The organism is Lapidilactobacillus salsurivasis (genome assembly GCF_054785215.1).
In genome coordinates this window covers 25,418-40,952 of the sequence record NZ_BAAABI010000005.1, presented here as the reverse complement: position 1 = coordinate 40,952, position 15,535 = coordinate 25,418, and the positions used below count along the sequence as shown (strand labels likewise).

The 15,535-nt window shown below is 51.5% G+C and carries 14 protein-coding genes; 13 read left to right on the top strand and 1 reads right to left on the bottom strand.

Annotation, left to right across the window (positions count from 1 at the left end; all coding sequences use genetic code 11):
- Positions 1 to 76 precede the first annotated feature (76 nt).
- The 5 genes from ACYVSB_RS07340 (at position 77) to ACYVSB_RS07320 (ending at position 4,680) form a co-directional block, all read left to right on the top strand.
- Positions 77 to 970 (top strand): polyprenyl synthetase family protein, encoded by an 894-nt coding sequence (locus tag ACYVSB_RS07340; protein ID WP_461218950.1) that lies wholly within the window; start codon positions 77 to 79, stop codon positions 968 to 970.
- Entirely contained in the window at positions 967 to 1,797 is an 831-nt protein-coding gene (locus ACYVSB_RS07335) for a TlyA family RNA methyltransferase (protein WP_461218949.1), read from the top strand. Before ACYVSB_RS07340 ends, ACYVSB_RS07335 begins: the two co-directional genes overlap by 4 nt.
- Positions 1,798 to 1,805: 8 nt before the next feature.
- Positions 1,806 to 2,267, top strand: coding sequence for an arginine repressor (locus ACYVSB_RS07330; protein ID WP_461218948.1), 462 nt, complete (start codon positions 1,806 to 1,808; stop codon positions 2,265 to 2,267).
- A gap of 26 nt (positions 2,268 to 2,293) precedes the next feature.
- Positions 2,294 to 3,994 carry a DNA repair protein RecN gene (gene recN / locus ACYVSB_RS07325; RefSeq protein ID WP_461218947.1) on the top strand — a complete coding sequence of 567 codons (1,701 nt, stop codon included), beginning with the start codon at positions 2,294 to 2,296 and terminating at the stop codon, positions 3,992 to 3,994.
- Positions 3,995 to 4,512: 518 nt separating this feature from the next.
- Positions 4,513 to 4,680: a hypothetical protein gene (locus tag ACYVSB_RS07320; protein ID WP_461218946.1), complete on the top strand. Its 168-nt coding sequence runs from the start codon at positions 4,513 to 4,515 to the stop codon at positions 4,678 to 4,680.
- A gap of 292 nt (positions 4,681 to 4,972) precedes the next feature.
- Here ACYVSB_RS07320 and ACYVSB_RS07315 read toward each other — a convergent pair whose 3' ends face one another.
- Positions 4,973 to 5,314 carry a hypothetical protein gene (locus ACYVSB_RS07315; protein ID WP_461218945.1) on the bottom strand — a complete coding sequence of 114 codons (342 nt, stop codon included), beginning with the start codon at positions 5,312 to 5,314 and terminating at the stop codon, positions 4,973 to 4,975.
- 241 nt (positions 5,315 to 5,555) lie between these two features.
- Between ACYVSB_RS07315 and gmk the strand changes: the two genes are divergently transcribed.
- The 8 genes from gmk to pknB all read left to right on the top strand — a co-directional run bounded on the left by gmk (position 5,556) and on the right by pknB (position 15,527).
- Positions 5,556 to 6,170, top strand: a complete 615-nt coding sequence (gmk, locus tag ACYVSB_RS07310) for a guanylate kinase (protein ID WP_461218944.1) — start codon at positions 5,556 to 5,558, stop codon at positions 6,168 to 6,170.
- A 1-nt stretch (position 6,171) separates the two neighbouring features.
- Positions 6,172 to 6,471, top strand: a complete 300-nt coding sequence (gene rpoZ / locus ACYVSB_RS07305) for a DNA-directed RNA polymerase subunit omega (RefSeq protein ID WP_461218943.1) — start codon at positions 6,172 to 6,174, stop codon at positions 6,469 to 6,471.
- A 153-nt stretch (positions 6,472 to 6,624) separates the two neighbouring features.
- Entirely contained in the window at positions 6,625 to 7,842 is a 1,218-nt protein-coding gene (gene coaBC / locus ACYVSB_RS07300; protein WP_461218942.1) for a bifunctional phosphopantothenoylcysteine decarboxylase/phosphopantothenate--cysteine ligase CoaBC, read from the top strand.
- Between the two features lie 158 nt (positions 7,843 to 8,000).
- Positions 8,001 to 10,406, top strand: a complete 2,406-nt coding sequence (gene priA, locus ACYVSB_RS07295) for a primosomal protein N' (protein ID WP_461218941.1) — start codon at positions 8,001 to 8,003, stop codon at positions 10,404 to 10,406.
- A 21-nt stretch (positions 10,407 to 10,427) separates the two neighbouring features.
- Positions 10,428 to 11,378, top strand: a complete 951-nt coding sequence (fmt, locus tag ACYVSB_RS07290; RefSeq protein WP_461218940.1) for a methionyl-tRNA formyltransferase — start codon at positions 10,428 to 10,430, stop codon at positions 11,376 to 11,378.
- The gene (gene rsmB / locus ACYVSB_RS07285) at positions 11,375 to 12,718 is read left to right on the top strand and encodes a 16S rRNA (cytosine(967)-C(5))-methyltransferase RsmB (protein ID WP_461218939.1); all 1,344 of its coding nucleotides are present in this window, start codon (positions 11,375 to 11,377) and stop codon (positions 12,716 to 12,718) included. Before fmt ends, rsmB begins: the two co-directional genes overlap by 4 nt.
- 23 nt (positions 12,719 to 12,741) lie before the next feature.
- Positions 12,742 to 13,494, top strand: coding sequence for a Stp1/IreP family PP2C-type Ser/Thr phosphatase (locus ACYVSB_RS07280; protein WP_461218938.1), 753 nt, complete (start codon positions 12,742 to 12,744; stop codon positions 13,492 to 13,494).
- A complete protein-coding gene (gene pknB / locus ACYVSB_RS07275) occupies positions 13,494 to 15,527 on the top strand; it encodes a Stk1 family PASTA domain-containing Ser/Thr kinase (RefSeq protein ID WP_461218937.1) in 2,034 nt (677 codons plus the stop codon). Before ACYVSB_RS07280 ends, pknB begins: the two co-directional genes overlap by 1 nt.
- Positions 15,528 to 15,535 lie beyond the last annotated feature (8 nt).

The window sequence follows — 15,535 nt, the reverse complement described above, 5'->3', positions numbered from 1 at the left end:
ATTGCCTGCGTTAGCGCCAATTTAGCGCAACAAGCATTTTTTTGTGTTTGAGTGGATCATGAAGGGGACGATTTTTGTGGTAAGTGTAGCATTTGATCAAGAATGGCGGCCGCGGCTGAACGCGTATTTGGCGCAACGGCTGACGACAGAGTTGACCCAACCAGAACTGGCTGCCAGTATGCAGTATTCCGTGCTAGCTGGTGGTAAAAGATTGCGGCCCCTGTTATACTTGGCGACAGTGCAAACGTTCGCGCCGATTGCGGCGGATTGTGATCTGGCGGTTGCCGGCGCTATCGAGCTGATCCACACCTACTCGTTGATCCATGACGATTTGCCGGCGATGGACAATGATGATTATCGCCGGGGCCAATTGACCAATCACAAGAAATTTGGCGAAGCCATGGCAATCTTGGCTGGCGATGGCTTGTTGACGCTGGCCTTCCAATGGGTCGGTAACGCCGCGCCAGCAGCGTTAGCTGGCGCAATGTGCGCGCAATTGGCGCTAGCCAGCGGTCCGACCGGGATGGTTGCCGGCCAGGCCATCGATATTAGCGCCACAGGAACCACGCTAAGCGCTTTGGACGCGGTCAAGCAACTTGACGCGTTGAAAACAGGCGCCCTGCTGACAGCCCCCTTCACCTTGGCGGCGACGCGTTTAGGTTTGGATGACCAACAAACCGGGCTTTTACGGGATTTTGGCGGTCATTTCGGTTTGGCGTTCCAAATTTTCGATGATCTGCAGGACTTGAACGGCGATGCCCAGCACTTGGGTAAGGCAGTCCACAAGGATGTAGCGGCAGGCAAGAATACTTATCCCAGTTTGCTAGGCTTAGCTGGCGCCCAGAACGCCTTGACCCAAGAAGTGACACAGGCACGGCAAACCGCTGCCCAATTAGCGACCGTCGCCCAGGTTGAGGTGACAACTTTAGTGGAATTTTTGAATTACTTTGATGAGGAAATGAAATCGTGAAAAAAGAACGGGTCGATATTTTATTAGTACAACAAGGGCTGTTTACTTCTCGGGAACAGGCCAAACGCGCCGTCATGGCCGGGCAAGTCGTCGGCAAAAACGATGAGCGCTTGGATAAACCGGGGGAGAAAATCGATCCGGCCATCAGTTTGCGTGTTAAGGGTCAAGTCAATCCGTACGTTTCGCGAGGCGGCTTCAAGCTAGCTAAAGCTCAGGACGTTTTCGCCATTGACTTTGCTGGCGCGACGGTTCTCGATATCGGCGCGTCAACGGGTGGCTTCACCGATGTGGCCTTGCAAAGTGGCGCCCGCTTAGTCTACGCGCTGGATGTTGGCTATAATCAATTGGCTTGGAAACTTCGGGAAGACCCACAAGTTGTGGTGATGGAGCGTCAGAATTTCCGCTTTAGTCAACCAACTGATTTCACTCAGGGGCAACCAACGATCGCGGTGACGGACGTTTCCTTTATCTCATTGGAGCTGATTTTACCGCCTTTGACGAAAATCTTAGCGCCAGGTGGGCATTTGGCGGCTTTGATCAAGCCGCAATTCGAAGCGGGCCGAGATCATGTGGGTAAGCATGGCATCGTGCGGGATCCCGCGGTCCACCGAGCGGTCTTGACGAAAATTTTGGATTTTGCGCAAACGCAGGGCTATCAAGTCATGGGATTGGATTTCTCACCAATCACCGGGGGTTCGGGAAATATTGAATTCTTGGCGTACTTTAAACTGATTGGTCAAGAAACACCACTCCCGCCTTATGACCCCCAAATCGTCGATCAAGTTGTGGCAAACGCCTGGTCCGTTTTGACCAGCAAGAAGATATGAGGTAGAACATGAAAAAAGAACGACGGCAGCAATTGATCCGCCAAGCAGTGGCAACAAATAGTATCCACAATCAACTTGATCTGGTCGATTATTTGAAGGCGAGCGGCTATGAAGTCACTCAGGCAACGATTTCTCGAGATATCAAAGAAATGCAGCTGATCAAGATCAATACTGCCCATGGCTTTATTTACCAGCTTTCCCAACAAAATGAAATCGCCATTGAGGCGGATCAACCAGCGTTGCGGGCGTTATTGGCCGCAGCGCAGGTTGTTTTGGCGCGCCAAGACAATTTGGTGCGGATGCAGACCTTGCCGGGCAGTGGTCCAGTTGTCGCCAGCGCCGTCAAAGCCTTGCAATGGCCGGAACTTTTCATGGCCATCGCCAACGATGATGGGGTTTTGTTGATCATTAAGAATGATCCGGCTGACATTGCCACGATTTGGCGACGGCTGTCCGAATTAGTTGATTGAGTCGTTAGAAGCGGAGGAATTCAAGAGTGTTAGCCAATTTGATTATTCGCGACTTCGCGATCATTGAACATCTTGAAGTTGATTTTGACGCAGGCATGACTGTGCTGACCGGGGAAACCGGCGCCGGAAAGTCGATTATTATCGACGCCTTGGGACTATTGGTCGGCGGACGTGGTTCCAGTGATTTTATTCGTAGTAAGGCTAAGAAAACAGATATTCAGGGGCTCTTTGTGGTGGCGCACAATCCCCGCTTATTTGCGTTGCTGGCCGACCATGACATTGAGCCGGATGGCCAGAATGTTCTACTGGAGCGCGAATTGAGCCGCACGGGGCGCAATGTTTGCCGCATCAATGGCAAAATCGTCACAACCAGTGTTTTGCGGACGATCGGCGAACAATTGGTCGATATCCATGGACAAAACGAACATCAGGAGCTGATGAATCCTGAGCATCACCTGGCGATCCTCGATCAGTATGGTCAGGCGACGATCGCGCCGTTATTGGCGACCTATCAGCAGATCTATCGCCGCTACCGTGATTTGAAACGGCAACTGGAGGATAAACAGAAGAATGAACAGGCTTATGTTCAGCGGCTGGATATGTTGCGTTTCCAATTACAAGAGATTGATTCCGCCAAGGTTCAAGCCCGGGAAGATGAGTTGCTGACCCAAGAACGGCAACAACTGATGAACTTCCAGAAAATCAGTTTAGCGTTGCAACAAAGTCTGGCGATGCTGACCAACGAAGAGCCCAACGCCTTGGATCTGACGGCCGTGGCCATGGAACAAATGAATAGCATTGCTGATTTGAGTCCGAAGTATCAGGAATTGGCGGATCATTTAGACAGCGCTTATTATGAATTACAGGACGTGGGCACCGGCTTACAGGATCAGCTGGACGTGTTGGAATTCGATGCTGACCGACTGAGCGAAATCGAACAGCGCCTGGAGATCATCAATAATCTCAAGCGCAAGTACGGTCCGTCGCTGACAGACGTACAAAGTTATCAGCAGAAGATCGCCGCCGAGTATCAGCAGATGAAGCAGGTGACCGATGCCGGTGATCAAATCGAGACCGAATATAAAACGGTGCGGACGAATTTGCTGGTTGCCGCGCAGAAATTGACCCAAGCCCGTCACGAAGTCAGTGAACAATTGGCCCAGGCGATCCACCAACAATTGGCCTCGCTATATATGGATAAGGCTGTGTTCGCCGTTCATTTTCAACCCCAGAAGACGCCGAACTTTACCCACGCTGGCCAAGATCAGGTCGCCTTTTATCTGCGCACCAATCCCGGTGAGGACCTGAAGCCCCTGGTCAAAATCGCTTCCGGGGGCGAGTTATCCCGAATCATGCTGGCCATCAAAACAATCATTGCCCATAGTGAAGGGGTGACGAGTATTATTTTCGATGAAGTGGATACCGGCGTTAGCGGCCGCGTCGCCCAAGCAATCGCCGATAAAATCAATCTGATCGCGCGCTATTCGCAGGTCCTGTGCATCACCCATTTGCCCCAAGTGGCGGCGATGAGTGATCATCAATATTTGATTGAAAAGACGATCCAGCACGATGCCACCACGACTTCGTTGCACCCAGTCACGGGCGAAGAGCGGGTCGAGGTGATCGCCAAAATGATTGCCGGAAAAGAAGTCACCACCTTAGCTGAGGAACACGCCGCTGAATTGGTCGCCCAAGCTGCGGCTAGTAAGCGTGAGCGGAATTTGTAGAGTTTTAGGGATGTCTCTATGGAGATGTTCCTTTTTTTGTTCTGAATTTTCTTTCTGAACCTTCCGCTTGATTGCGGGTTTTGGTGGGTTTGGTGGTGACGCAACCGGGTCGGGCCATTTGTGCGGCTGGAACGCAGTGGGCGTCGTTTTGAGCCAATCCGAAACCCACGGCTTGTCTCAAAATCGAGCCTTATTCTAAGCGGCAAAGCCGCAAAGAATAATTTCACCGCTGAGCCGCATGGCCCGACCCGGTTGCTAGGCAGAACTGAGCTTATCTGCAATCTAAGCGAAGCATCTGACAAAGTGCTTTTGCAAGCTAGCGGTCAAACAATTCCCTCTTTTTTGGTGGTACGGCAACACCAACGGATTCGGATTCGGAGCCTGGTATGATTTGCTTAGGCTGAACATCTCTACTCGTTTTCTTAACAATCCACAAGTGGAAACCGACCGATTCAGTTGATTCACTGAGACTAGGTTTGTTCATCAGAAAGATTGTGCTGGTGTCACCAAATTAAAGCTTGCAATCACTAATCACGGTCGTCAATGGCGTGGCACCCCCATCAATTGACGATAGCTTGCCAAATGACGTGAGTGCTCAACCGGCTGTTAAAACGTTGAGCGGCTGGAGCGGAGCGTGGCGTTGGTGGTCTGTTTGTTCGTCTGGCGGAAGGTCGGGCTGGGGGTGAGTCAGCCGCGATATTATTGTTGGCGATTTATCGCCTACAATAAGGCCGAGTTTTGAGATTTTCGGCGAGTTTCCGAAAAGCTCAAAATCGTGCCCGCCGCGTTCCACCACCCCCAGCCCGACCTGGAGCCCTACTACACTCGCCACCACCAACGCCACGCGCAGCGCAAGCTGCGGTCATTATTATGCCCACACACATTATCGAAAACAAAAAACAGGCTGATCAGCAGCCGGATTGGATGGATCCGACAACGCTGAAGATCAGCCTGTTTAACTGTGGGTAAAATAAGGGTTTATGCGGCGATGCGAATAATCTGATCAAAATTGATCAGCTGGATCAGATTACTGTGCTTGACAACGAAAATGACTGTTCGTTGTTGACGATCAATCGTCTTGAATTGACCAATCAGAAATTCATTACCGCGCTTATTGTTGGCATCGGTTTTTAACTGCAACGAGACAATTTGCGGATGATGAATCAGGTAATCGATCTGGGCGGTCAACTGTTGCGCATCAATCCGGCGGTAGGTGTCCTTGGTCACCGTAGCGTCAGCCATCGCTGGGGTTTCCGCAAGATCAAAGAACGAGTAGAGTGATTTAGTTAAGGTCTGACGAATTTTCTTCAAGGTTGGCATTGGACATTCCTCCGAACAAGTGTTTGTATCTTTATTATACGAACATCCGTTCGAAAAGCAAGCCTTTTTGACCAATCTAAGTAAAATTATTTTTTGCTTGAACTTTTTCCTGCGGCGCGGATCCTTATAAAACCAAGGCTGAAGCCGTGTTTTTTTGTTGACTGAGCTCCTGGGGCTTGAAAAAATGTTGAAAAAAGGGCAATATATATCTATTGACTAATTTGTTTTGGGAGCTTTCTGAATGTCTGAAAAAGGTATGTTGATTGTTTTATCTGGCCCATCTGGGGTTGGCAAGGGAACTGTCCGGCAAGCGATGGTCGCCAAGTATGGCCAGCAGTTCAAATATTCGATTTCAATGACGACGCGGCAACCGCGTCCCGGCGAGGTCGATGGCGTGGATTATTATTTCCGCACCCGTGATGAGTTTGAAACCGAGATTGCCAATGGGGGTATGCTGGAGTACGCCCAATATGTGGGTAATTATTACGGCACACCCTTGCGTTATGTCAATCAAACGCTCGAGCAAGGGCAGGATGTTTTGCTGGAGATCGAGGTCAAAGGCGCCATGCAGGTTCGTAGCAAAGTCAGTGATGGGGTGTTTATTTTCTTAACGCCGCCTGATCTGCATATTTTGCAGGAACGGATCGTTAAGCGGGGCACCGACGATATGGCGACGATCAAACGACGGATGCAGACGGCCCGCGAAGAGATCAATTTGATGACCAATTATGATTACGCCGTCGTTAACGACCAAGTTGAGTTGGCGGTGGATCGGATCGAGCAAATTATCGCCAGCGAGCATTTGCGCGTCGCTCGGGTCTTAGACACTTATCAGAGTATGTTAGGAGAAGATTAGAATGATTTCATACCCACCAATCGATAAATTATTGGAAAAAGTAGATTCACGTTATTCCTTAGCGATTTTGGCGGCTAAGCGTGCCCATCAGCTTGAGGCTGGCGATTTCGAAATGTTGGAGCATTATAAGTCAGACAAGACCGTGGGGTTAGCCCTAGAGGAAATCGCGGCGGGCAAGATCACGATCGATCCTCATTCTGATTTGAAAGAGGCGGACGCGGAGGCGGTTGACGCCAAAGAGCAACGCGACGACTTAGAAAAGCCAAATGATTCGACTTCAGGAACAGACGCAGCTAAATAAATGTGAGGAACCTTCTAACGCAATCGCGGTCGGAAGGTTCGTTTTTTAATTGACCGATTTAAGTTTGACGGCGCTTTGATTTTTTTGACGAAATTTGGTTACGGCGTTGCAAGCTGAAACGAAATTTAATGAAAAGAAACGGTAGGTGCGTATATGTATCAGGGTAAGCATATTTTAGTGATCATTTCTGGGGGGGTCGCGGCGTACAAAATCCCTCAGTTCATTCGTGGCCTAGTTAAGGCCGGCGCGGAGGTCCAAGTGATCGTGACCCAGGCGGCGACTGCTTTCGTGACGCCGCAAACCTTGGCGGTGGTCAGTCAACATCCCGTTTATGATGACCATTATTTGCACAGTAACACCACCGCGATCAGCCACTTAGATTTAACGATTTGGGCCGACTTGATTATTGTGGCCCCGGCGACAGCAAATATTTTAGCGAAAATGGCCAATGGGATCGCCGATGATTTAGCTAGTACGGCGTTGTTAGCGGCGGCCAAGCCGATTTTTGTTTTCCCGGCGATGAATGATCAAATGTATGGCGCCGCCGCGACTCAACGCAATCTAGCGTTGTTACGGCAGGATCAAGTCACGGTCTTTGAGCCGGAAGTTGGTTTGTTGGCGGAGGGCTACGCGGCGAAGGGACGGATGCCGGAACCGGCGAAGATGCAGGCACTGGTGCAAAATGCCTGGCAGCGGCAACAAACAGAGCCGACTTTGGCGGGCCAGCGGGTCTTGATCACGGCTGGCGGTACCCGTGAAGCCATCGATCCCGTGCGGTACATCGGCAATCACTCTTCAGGGAAGATGGGTTGGGCCTTGGCGCGGGCGGCCTATTGGGCTGGCGCAGAGGTGACGGTGATCAGTTCTGTCCCGGCGCCCAAGGAGATCCCGGCGCAAGTGGTGACAGTGACCACCACGGCCGACTTGCAAGCGGCAGTCCAGCAACTGTTTCCCCAGAGTGATTTGTTATTCATGGCGGCGGCACCAGCTGATTTCCGCCCGGCGCACCCAGCGGCGAATAAAATCAAGAAGCAACCGGACCAAGCGGAATTACAATTGACGTTGGTGAAGAATCCGGATATTTTGGCCAGTCTAAAACCTTTGCGCCGCCAGCAAATCGTCGTTGGTTTTGCCGCGGAGACCCAACAATTATTGCGTAATGCCCAAGTCAAATTACAGGCGAAGGATTTGGATCTGATCGTGGCTAATCCAGTCGGTCGCGCCGATAGTGGTTTTGATGTGGACCAAAATCAGGGCACATTGCTGTTCGCGGATGGCAGCCAGCAAACTTTGCCTTTAACGAGTAAAGACGTGATGGCCCAAGCAATCGTGGCAGCGGTCACGAGCAAGATCGTGGGCCAGCGGGCGTAACACCGGAAGTAGGCGGTTGCCGATCGCCGCGCCAACAGTTGCCGGCTGATCATCTAGTTTGACCAACCTGATTGAACTTATCAATTAGTCTCGGTAAATCAGTGCCGAATTTTTTGCCAGCGCTAGCCGAGCTATCACTATGAAAGGGGCGGAACAACGTGATTGCACAAATTATTATTGATATTCCCGCGCAACAAACCAACCGTGCCTTTGATTATGCGGTTCCTCCAGAACTAGAAACGCTGGTCGCGCCGGGAATGAGGGTCCTGGTTCCCTTTGGCCGCGGGAAAAAGCGTCAACGTCAAGGTTTCATCTGGAAATTGACCGATCAGTCCAGCTTCAAAGGTCGCTTGAAACCGATCGCGGAGGTTTTGGATCTGGCGCCAGTCTTGAATGAGGAAATGTTGGCGTTGGCGGACTGGTTAGCTCAAGACACCTTTTCTTTCCTGATCAGTTGCCTACAGACCATGCTACCCAACGCGTTGCGCGCCAGTTATCAGCGCCGCTTTCACTTGTTGACGCCGCTTCCGGCTGATTCGCCGTTGACCGCCTTATTGGATGATCCAACGAATGGGCATCTGCCAGATGAATTATCGCCGCTCTTGCTTCGCACCCTACGCAACGCAGAGCAGGCCGGGCAATTAACGATCGATTATCAGGTCGCCCAACGGACCAAAGTCAAGCACGTCACAGTCTTTACCGTTAAAATCACTCCGGCGGCGGCCCAAGCGGCCCATGCTGAGCTGCGGGCCAATGCCCATCAACAATTGGCGCTTTTGAACTTGATCCAAGACCAACCTGGTTTCTCAGGACCGAGCGCGGCTTGGCAGGCCCAATTGCCGGAATTGACTGGCGCTACCTTGACCACTGCGGTTAAAAAGGGCTGGCTGCAACGTTCCGAACAAGAGCAGTATCGTCGACCTAATCAATTACCCCAGCCCCAAGCGGCCTTACCATTGACTAATGAACAACAAATCGCGTACCAAGCTGTCGCCGCGGCGATGGCGGACCGGCGGGATCAAGTTTTTCTCCTGGAGGGCATTACCGGTAGCGGGAAAACGGAAGTCTATCTAGCGGCGATGGCCGATGCGTTGCGGCAAGGCAAGACCGCGCTGATGTTGGTTCCGGAAATCGCGTTGACGCCGCAAATGGTACGGCGGGTTCAGGAACGGTTTCAAAAAGATGTCGCTGTTTTACATAGCGGCCTGTCCGCCGGCGAACGCTTTGACGAGTGGCGCCGGATCGAACGGGGTGAGGCGCGGGTGGTTGTTGGCGCCCGCTCCGCTGCCTTCGCGCCTTTGCAGAATATTGGCGTGATGATTATTGATGAAGAACATGAAAGTAGTTATAAGCAGGATGATATGCCCCGTTATCACGCTCGGGATGTGATTTTACACCGTGCGGCCACCCATCAATGCCCGGTGATTCTAGGCAGCGCCACACCAGCATTAGAGTCCCGAGCTCGGGCGCAAAAGAAAGTTTACCAGCTATTAAGACTGACCAAACGACCAAAGGCGGCCCATTTGCCAACGGTTCAGATTTTGGATATGCGCGACGCGACAAAGGTGGCGGGCAAACCAAGTTTTTCCGCGGACTTGATCACGGCCTTGCGAGAACGCTTGGATCGTCACGAACAAAGTATCCTTTTGCTTAATCGGCGTGGATATGCTAATTTTGTAATGTGTCGTGATTGCGGTAATGTCATTAAATGCCCCAATTGTGATATTTCTTTGACTTTGCATCGTGACATTCAAGCCTTAAAGTGTCATTATTGTGGTCATCAAGAGCCGATTCCCCAAGCTTGTCCAGTTTGTCAAAGTCGGCATATTCGCGATTTTGGCGCGGGGACGCAACGGATCGAATTGGAGTTACAAGAAATTCTACCGACGGCGCGAATTTTGCGAATGGATGTGGATACCACGGCGCGCAAGGGTGGGCATCAACGCTTGATTGATAAGTTCGGGCGTCAAGAGGCGGATATTTTACTGGGAACGCAAATGATCGCCAAGGGCTTGGACTTTCCCAATGTGACCTTGGTGGGCGTCATCAACGCCGACACCTCCTTGAGTTTGCCGGATTTTCGCGCTAGTGAGAAGACGTTTCAGCTACTGACCCAGGTCAGCGGTCGCGCGGGACGGGCGGGTAAGCAAGGTCAGGTTCTGATCCAGACTTACAATCCGGATAATTATGCGATTCAGCTGGCTTCGCGTCAAGATTATGAGGCTTTCTATCAGCGCGAGATGCATTTGCGCCACGCGGGCGGTTATCCGCCTTATTACTACACGATTCTCGTTTCGGTCAATCATCGTCAAGAGGATCTGGCGGCGCAGAAGATTTATCAGCTGTTTCGTCAGGTTCAGCCGGTCTTGTCTCCCACCGCGGTGCTGCTAGGACCAACGCCGCGGATGATTGCGCGAATCAATAATCAGTATTATTATCAATTTATCATAAAGTACAAACACGAAGAAAAACTGTTTACGACTTTGCAACGTTTAGTGCTTGAAATGCAGCAAGAAAGTGGCTTTCAATTGCGAATCGATCGCGAACCGTTACAAATTTCTTGATAACGAAGGAGTAATCAAGCCATGACATCAATGATATTTATGGGCACGCCTCAATTTGCAGTGCCGATTTTGGAGGCATTAGCGGCCGCGCCAGATTACGAGATCTTAGCTGTGGTCACCCAACCAGATAAACCGGTCGGACGCAAGCACGTTTTGACACCAACGCCAGTCAAAGAGGCGGCGTTACGGCTCCATTTGCCTGTTTTTCAGCCAGTTAAATTGGCCGGCAGTCCCGAATTGACTCAGATGATCTCCTTACATCCGGATTTGATCATTACGGCGGCGTTCGGGCAGTTTTTGCCGAAGAAATTATTAGCGGCGGCGCAGATCATGCCATTGAACGTGCATGGATCCCTGTTGCCGCAATATCGTGGTGGCGCGCCAATTCAGCGGGCGATCATCAACGGCGATCTTGAAACTGGGGTCACAATCATGGAAATGGTCGCGAAAATGGACGCCGGCGATATGTTGAGCCAAGTCAAGGTACCAATTACCGCCATCGATGACAATGGGACGATTTTCGAGAAGTTGAGTTTGGCGGGTCGCGATTTACTAATGGCGACTTTGCCGAAAGTCATCGCGGGCACGATCGTTAAAGTACCCCAAGATCCTGAGAAAGTCACCTTCGCGCCGAATATTAGCGCGGCGGAAGAAGCGTTAGATCTCCACGATTCCGCGCAAAACTTGGTCAACAAGGTGCGGGGATTGCGGCCAGATCCCATCGCTTATTTGGAGTTCGCTGGTCGCCGGGTCAAAATTTGGGATAGCGCGGTCGCGGATCTGTCCACCAGTTTGGAGCCAGGCCATTGCGTTAAGGCGGATAAGCAACATTTGTGGTTATCGGCGGGCGCTGGCTCCGTTTGGGCGATCAAGGAGCTGCAACTGGCCGGGAAGAAGCGGATGCCGATCAGTGCCTTCATGAATGGCTATGGTCAAGAATTTGGCGCTGGTCAGTTGGTGATTGGCCAATGAGTAAATTAACGGCGCGTCAGGTCGTGGTCAACCTGCTTGAAGATATTGAGGCGAAACAACAGTACGCGAATTTGGAATTGAATCATGTTTTGAGTCGGAGTCAACTCAGCGCAGTCGACCAAAAGTTGGTGACCCGCTTGTTCTATGGCACCCTTCAGTGGCAATTACGGCTGGACGCGGATTGGCAAAGATTTGTTAAAACGCCGGCACAATTGCCGCTTTGGGTCCAAACGTTACTGCGGATGTCTGTTTATCAACTTTTCTTTTTGGATAAAGTGCCAGCGCACGCGATTTTGAATGAGGCGACGAATATCGCGAAGCAGCGGGATCATGGCAAATATGCCCGCCTAGTTAATGCGGTCATGCGGCAGACGCAGCGTCATGGCGAAGTGGACTTCGCGGCCTTGACGGATCCGGCGGAACGGTTGAGCTTGACTTATTCCGTTCCTCAATGGTTGGTTGCGACGCTTTTGACCCAATATGGCGCCGCCACGGTGACGCAGGTATTGGCGACGGTTAATCAGCCAGCGCCAGCCGCTTTGCGGGTGAATCCGTTGAAAACCACGCGGGAGCAGTTACTAGCGGAACTGCAACCGGAATTTCCTAGTTTACAAGCCAGCGCGCTCAGTCCCGTAGGCTTAGTGGCCAGTGAAGGTTTCTTCGCGCAAACGGCGGCTTTTCAGGCAGGGGAGTATACCCTTCAAGATGAAAGTTCACAATTAGTGGCGCCGGCGTTACAGGTCCGGCCAGGAGATCAAGTCTTGGACGCGTGCGCGGCGCCGGGCGGTAAGGCGACTCATTTGGCGACCTATTTGGATCCGGCTCAGGGCGGTCATTTAACTGCCTTGGACATTCATCAGCATAAGTTGAAGTTGATCACGGACAATGCTTCGCGGTTGGGAGTCGCTGATCGGATTACCGCGAAGTTGCTCGATGCTCGTCACGTTGATCAGGCTTTTTCGGATCAAAGTTTTGATCGGGTCTTAGTGGACGCGCCTTGCTCAGGCTTCGGCTTAATGCGCCGTAAACCAGAGATCCGTTATGCTAAAACCGCCGCTGGTATCGTCCGGCTACCGGAGATCCAAGGCGCGATTTTGGCGGCGGTGGCGCCCAAAGTCAAGGTTGGCGGGTTACTTGTTTATAGTACCTGCACGATTCTAGCGGCGGAAAACCAAGCGGTGATCGCCCAATTTCTGGCGGACCACCCGAATTTCCAACAACGTCCCGTTGTTTCCGCGCCGAACGATGTCGCGGCCACGGCGGCCACCGGCTTGCAACTATTAATGGATGATGGCCAACATGACGGGTTCTTTATCGCATGTTTACAACGAGTTGATTAGATCAATTGAGATGGTGAATGATTATGGACATAACTTATTTGACGGATATTGGCAAGAAACGAACGAGTAATCAAGATTACGTGGCGGTTTTTCGCAACCAAGCCGACGTTTCTTTTGCAATCGTTGCTGACGGTATGGGCGGTCATTTAGGCGGCGATGTGGCCTCAGAAATGGCTGTTTCTCAGATCGGGCATGATTTTCAGAAGACGGCGTTGACCGGCGAGCAACCGCTCAGTGACTGGCTACAAACTGAGTTGACCGATGAGAATAGTCGGATCATTCAGGCTTCCAGCAAGTTTGCGGATCTCTCAGGGATGGGCACGACCTTTGTGGCCTTGATGGTTTGGGAACAACAATATTTGATCACCAATATTGGCGATAGCCGCGGTTACTTATATCGCGACCATCAATTGACGCAGATCACAGAAGATCATTCCCTAGTCAATGAACTGGTCAAATATGGTAAGATCAGTCCCGAAGAAGCCAAGCATCATCCTCAAAAAAATGTGATCACCCGGACTTTGGGTGTGTCCAAAGACGTTCAGCCGGATTTCAAAACCGGTCAATGGCAGGCGGGCGACCTGTTTATTTTGTGTAGCGATGGGTTGACCAATATGGTTTCCGACGAACGAATGGCGGAGCTTTTGGGGGCAGAGGTGCCTTTGAAGGAACGGGCGCAGCGGTTGATCGTTCAGGCCAATAGCAATGGCGGGACGGACAATATTACCGTGTTGATCGCGCAGTTAGGACCAACTGAGACGGAGGTGCAGGCCTAATGATGGAGCGGGGCTACTTGGTTTCAGGTCGCTACCAAATCATTGACACGCTGGGCGAGGGTGGGATGGCCAATGTTTATTTGGCCGAGGATACTTTCCTTCATCGTCAAGTCGCGGTCAAGGTTTTGCGAATGGACCTGCAACATGATCAGGCGACCATTCGGCGGTTTCAACGTGAAGCGAAAGCAACTTGCGAGCTGTCCCACCCGAACATCGTTAGCGTTTACGATGTGGGCAGTGATGATGGCATGCAGTATATTGTCATGGAATACGTTCAAGGCGAGGATTTGAAAGCCTTTATTGAGCGTCATTTTCCAATGCCATTAAGCGAAGTCTTAGATATGATGGATCAGATTCTGTCGGCGATGCAATTGGCCCATAGCCAAGGCATCATTCATCGCGATCTTAAGCCCCAGAATATTCTGGTGACGCCAACCGGCCAAGTGAAAATCGCGGATTTCGGCATCGCGGTCGCGCTGAACGATCAATCCGCGACGCAAACGAACTCATTGTTGGGCTCGGTTCATTATATTTCGCCGGAACAAGCGCGTGGTGGCATGGCCACACCGCGCTCAGATATTTATGCCTTGGGGATCATTTTGTACGAATTACTGACGGGGAAAGTGCCCTTTGCCGGTGATTCCGCGGTGACGATCGCCTTGAAACACTTCCACGAAGAAATTCCCTCCATGCGGGCGCTGAACGACGCGATTCCGCAACCTTTGGAAAATGTGGTCTTGAAGGCTACCGCTAAGGATCCGGCCCAGCGTTATCAAAGCGCCGCGGCCATGGCTCAAGATTTGAAAACCTCCTTAGATCCGGAACGGGCCAATGAACCGAAATTTGTGGCGACGACGGTTGATCAAGATTTGGCCGCGACCAAAGTCTTGGCGGATCTACCGGCGGCCGTGTCCACCTCAGAATTGGCTGGACAAAACCAGGCCAACGCTGCCGAGGCAAAAACCGCGACAACCGCGACAACCGCGACACCTGAAGCTAAGGCAAAGAAGAAGCGAAAGTGGTTACCTTGGGCCATCGGTGGCGGCGTTATTTTGTTGGCGGGCCTCATCTTTGCCCTTGTCCTGTTATTTGGCAAGCGCGATGTGGTCGTACCTGACTTGGCCGGGATGTCGCAAAGTGAGGCGACCAGTGCCTTGGCGGATCACGATCTGAAGGTGGGCCAATTGGTTTATGAGAATAGCACCGCAATTGCCAAGGACCTGGTGATCCGCAGTATTCCAGGCAAGAGTTCGTCGGTCAAGGCCGACAGTCAAGTTCGCTTGGTCTTAAGTAAGGGTGCTAAAACCTATCGCATCAGTGACTACGCGGATCTGGAATATAATGAGGTCAAGGAGAAGCTGACCAAAGCTGGCTTGACCGTTAAACGCAAGAGCAAGTCATCCGACTCGATTGCCGCTGGCCGGATCATCAAGCAAAGCATTGCTTCTGGTAAGCGTGTTGTGGCGAAAGAGACCACCATTACCTTGACCGTCAGTTCTGGAGAGCCGACGTTCGCGCTGCGGGATCTGACCAGTTATTCGAAGAAGAGTGTCCAAGATTATGCTGAAGACAAGGATATCAAGGTGAATTTCGTCGAAGCTTACAGTGATTCTGTTGATTCAGGATCAGTCATTAGCACTGATCCAACCGCGGGGACAATGATCACCACCGGAACCACGATCACCGTCACCATGTCCAAGGGTGCGGATCCGGCGCAAGCTGAGCGGAGTTTCAGTAAAACGATCGCGATCCCATTTGTTAGCAGTAGTGATACATCGTCCAGCGACGCCAGCAGTGACGATACCAGTGACAACAGTGCTGGTAGTTCCGCTAGCAGCGCCGCGACCACCGGCAACAAAATTGTGATTTACATCGGCGATGCTGATCATGCCATTGAGTCGATTTATAAGACGCTCACGATTACCCAGGATACGAATGTGACGTTGAACTTCACCGTTAAGGGTGACAATACCGCCGAGTACCGCATTACCCGCGATGGCGAGCTCTTTGATAGTGGTAGTGTGACCCCATAGCTGCCATA

What these genes read in the sequence shown, in the direction of transcription:
- ACYVSB_RS07330 (WP_461218948.1), top strand. Translation starts at nt 1,806, where the DNA reads ATGAAAAAAGAACGACGGCAGCAATTGATCCGCCAAGCAGTGGCAACA.
- ACYVSB_RS07315 (WP_461218945.1), bottom strand. Translation starts at nt 5,314, where the DNA reads ATGCCAACCTTGAAGAAAATTCGTCAGACCTTAACTAAATCACTCTAC.
- gmk (WP_461218944.1), top strand. Translation starts at nt 5,556, where the DNA reads ATGTCTGAAAAAGGTATGTTGATTGTTTTATCTGGCCCATCTGGGGTT.
- rpoZ (WP_461218943.1), top strand. Translation starts at nt 6,172, where the DNA reads ATGATTTCATACCCACCAATCGATAAATTATTGGAAAAAGTAGATTCA.
- coaBC (WP_461218942.1), top strand. Translation starts at nt 6,625, where the DNA reads ATGTATCAGGGTAAGCATATTTTAGTGATCATTTCTGGGGGGGTCGCG.
- fmt (WP_461218940.1), top strand. Translation starts at nt 10,428, where the DNA reads ATGACATCAATGATATTTATGGGCACGCCTCAATTTGCAGTGCCGATT.
- rsmB (WP_461218939.1), top strand. Translation starts at nt 11,375, where the DNA reads ATGAGTAAATTAACGGCGCGTCAGGTCGTGGTCAACCTGCTTGAAGAT.
- ACYVSB_RS07280 (WP_461218938.1), top strand. Translation starts at nt 12,742, where the DNA reads ATGGACATAACTTATTTGACGGATATTGGCAAGAAACGAACGAGTAAT.
- pknB (WP_461218937.1), top strand. Translation starts at nt 13,494, where the DNA reads ATGATGGAGCGGGGCTACTTGGTTTCAGGTCGCTACCAAATCATTGAC.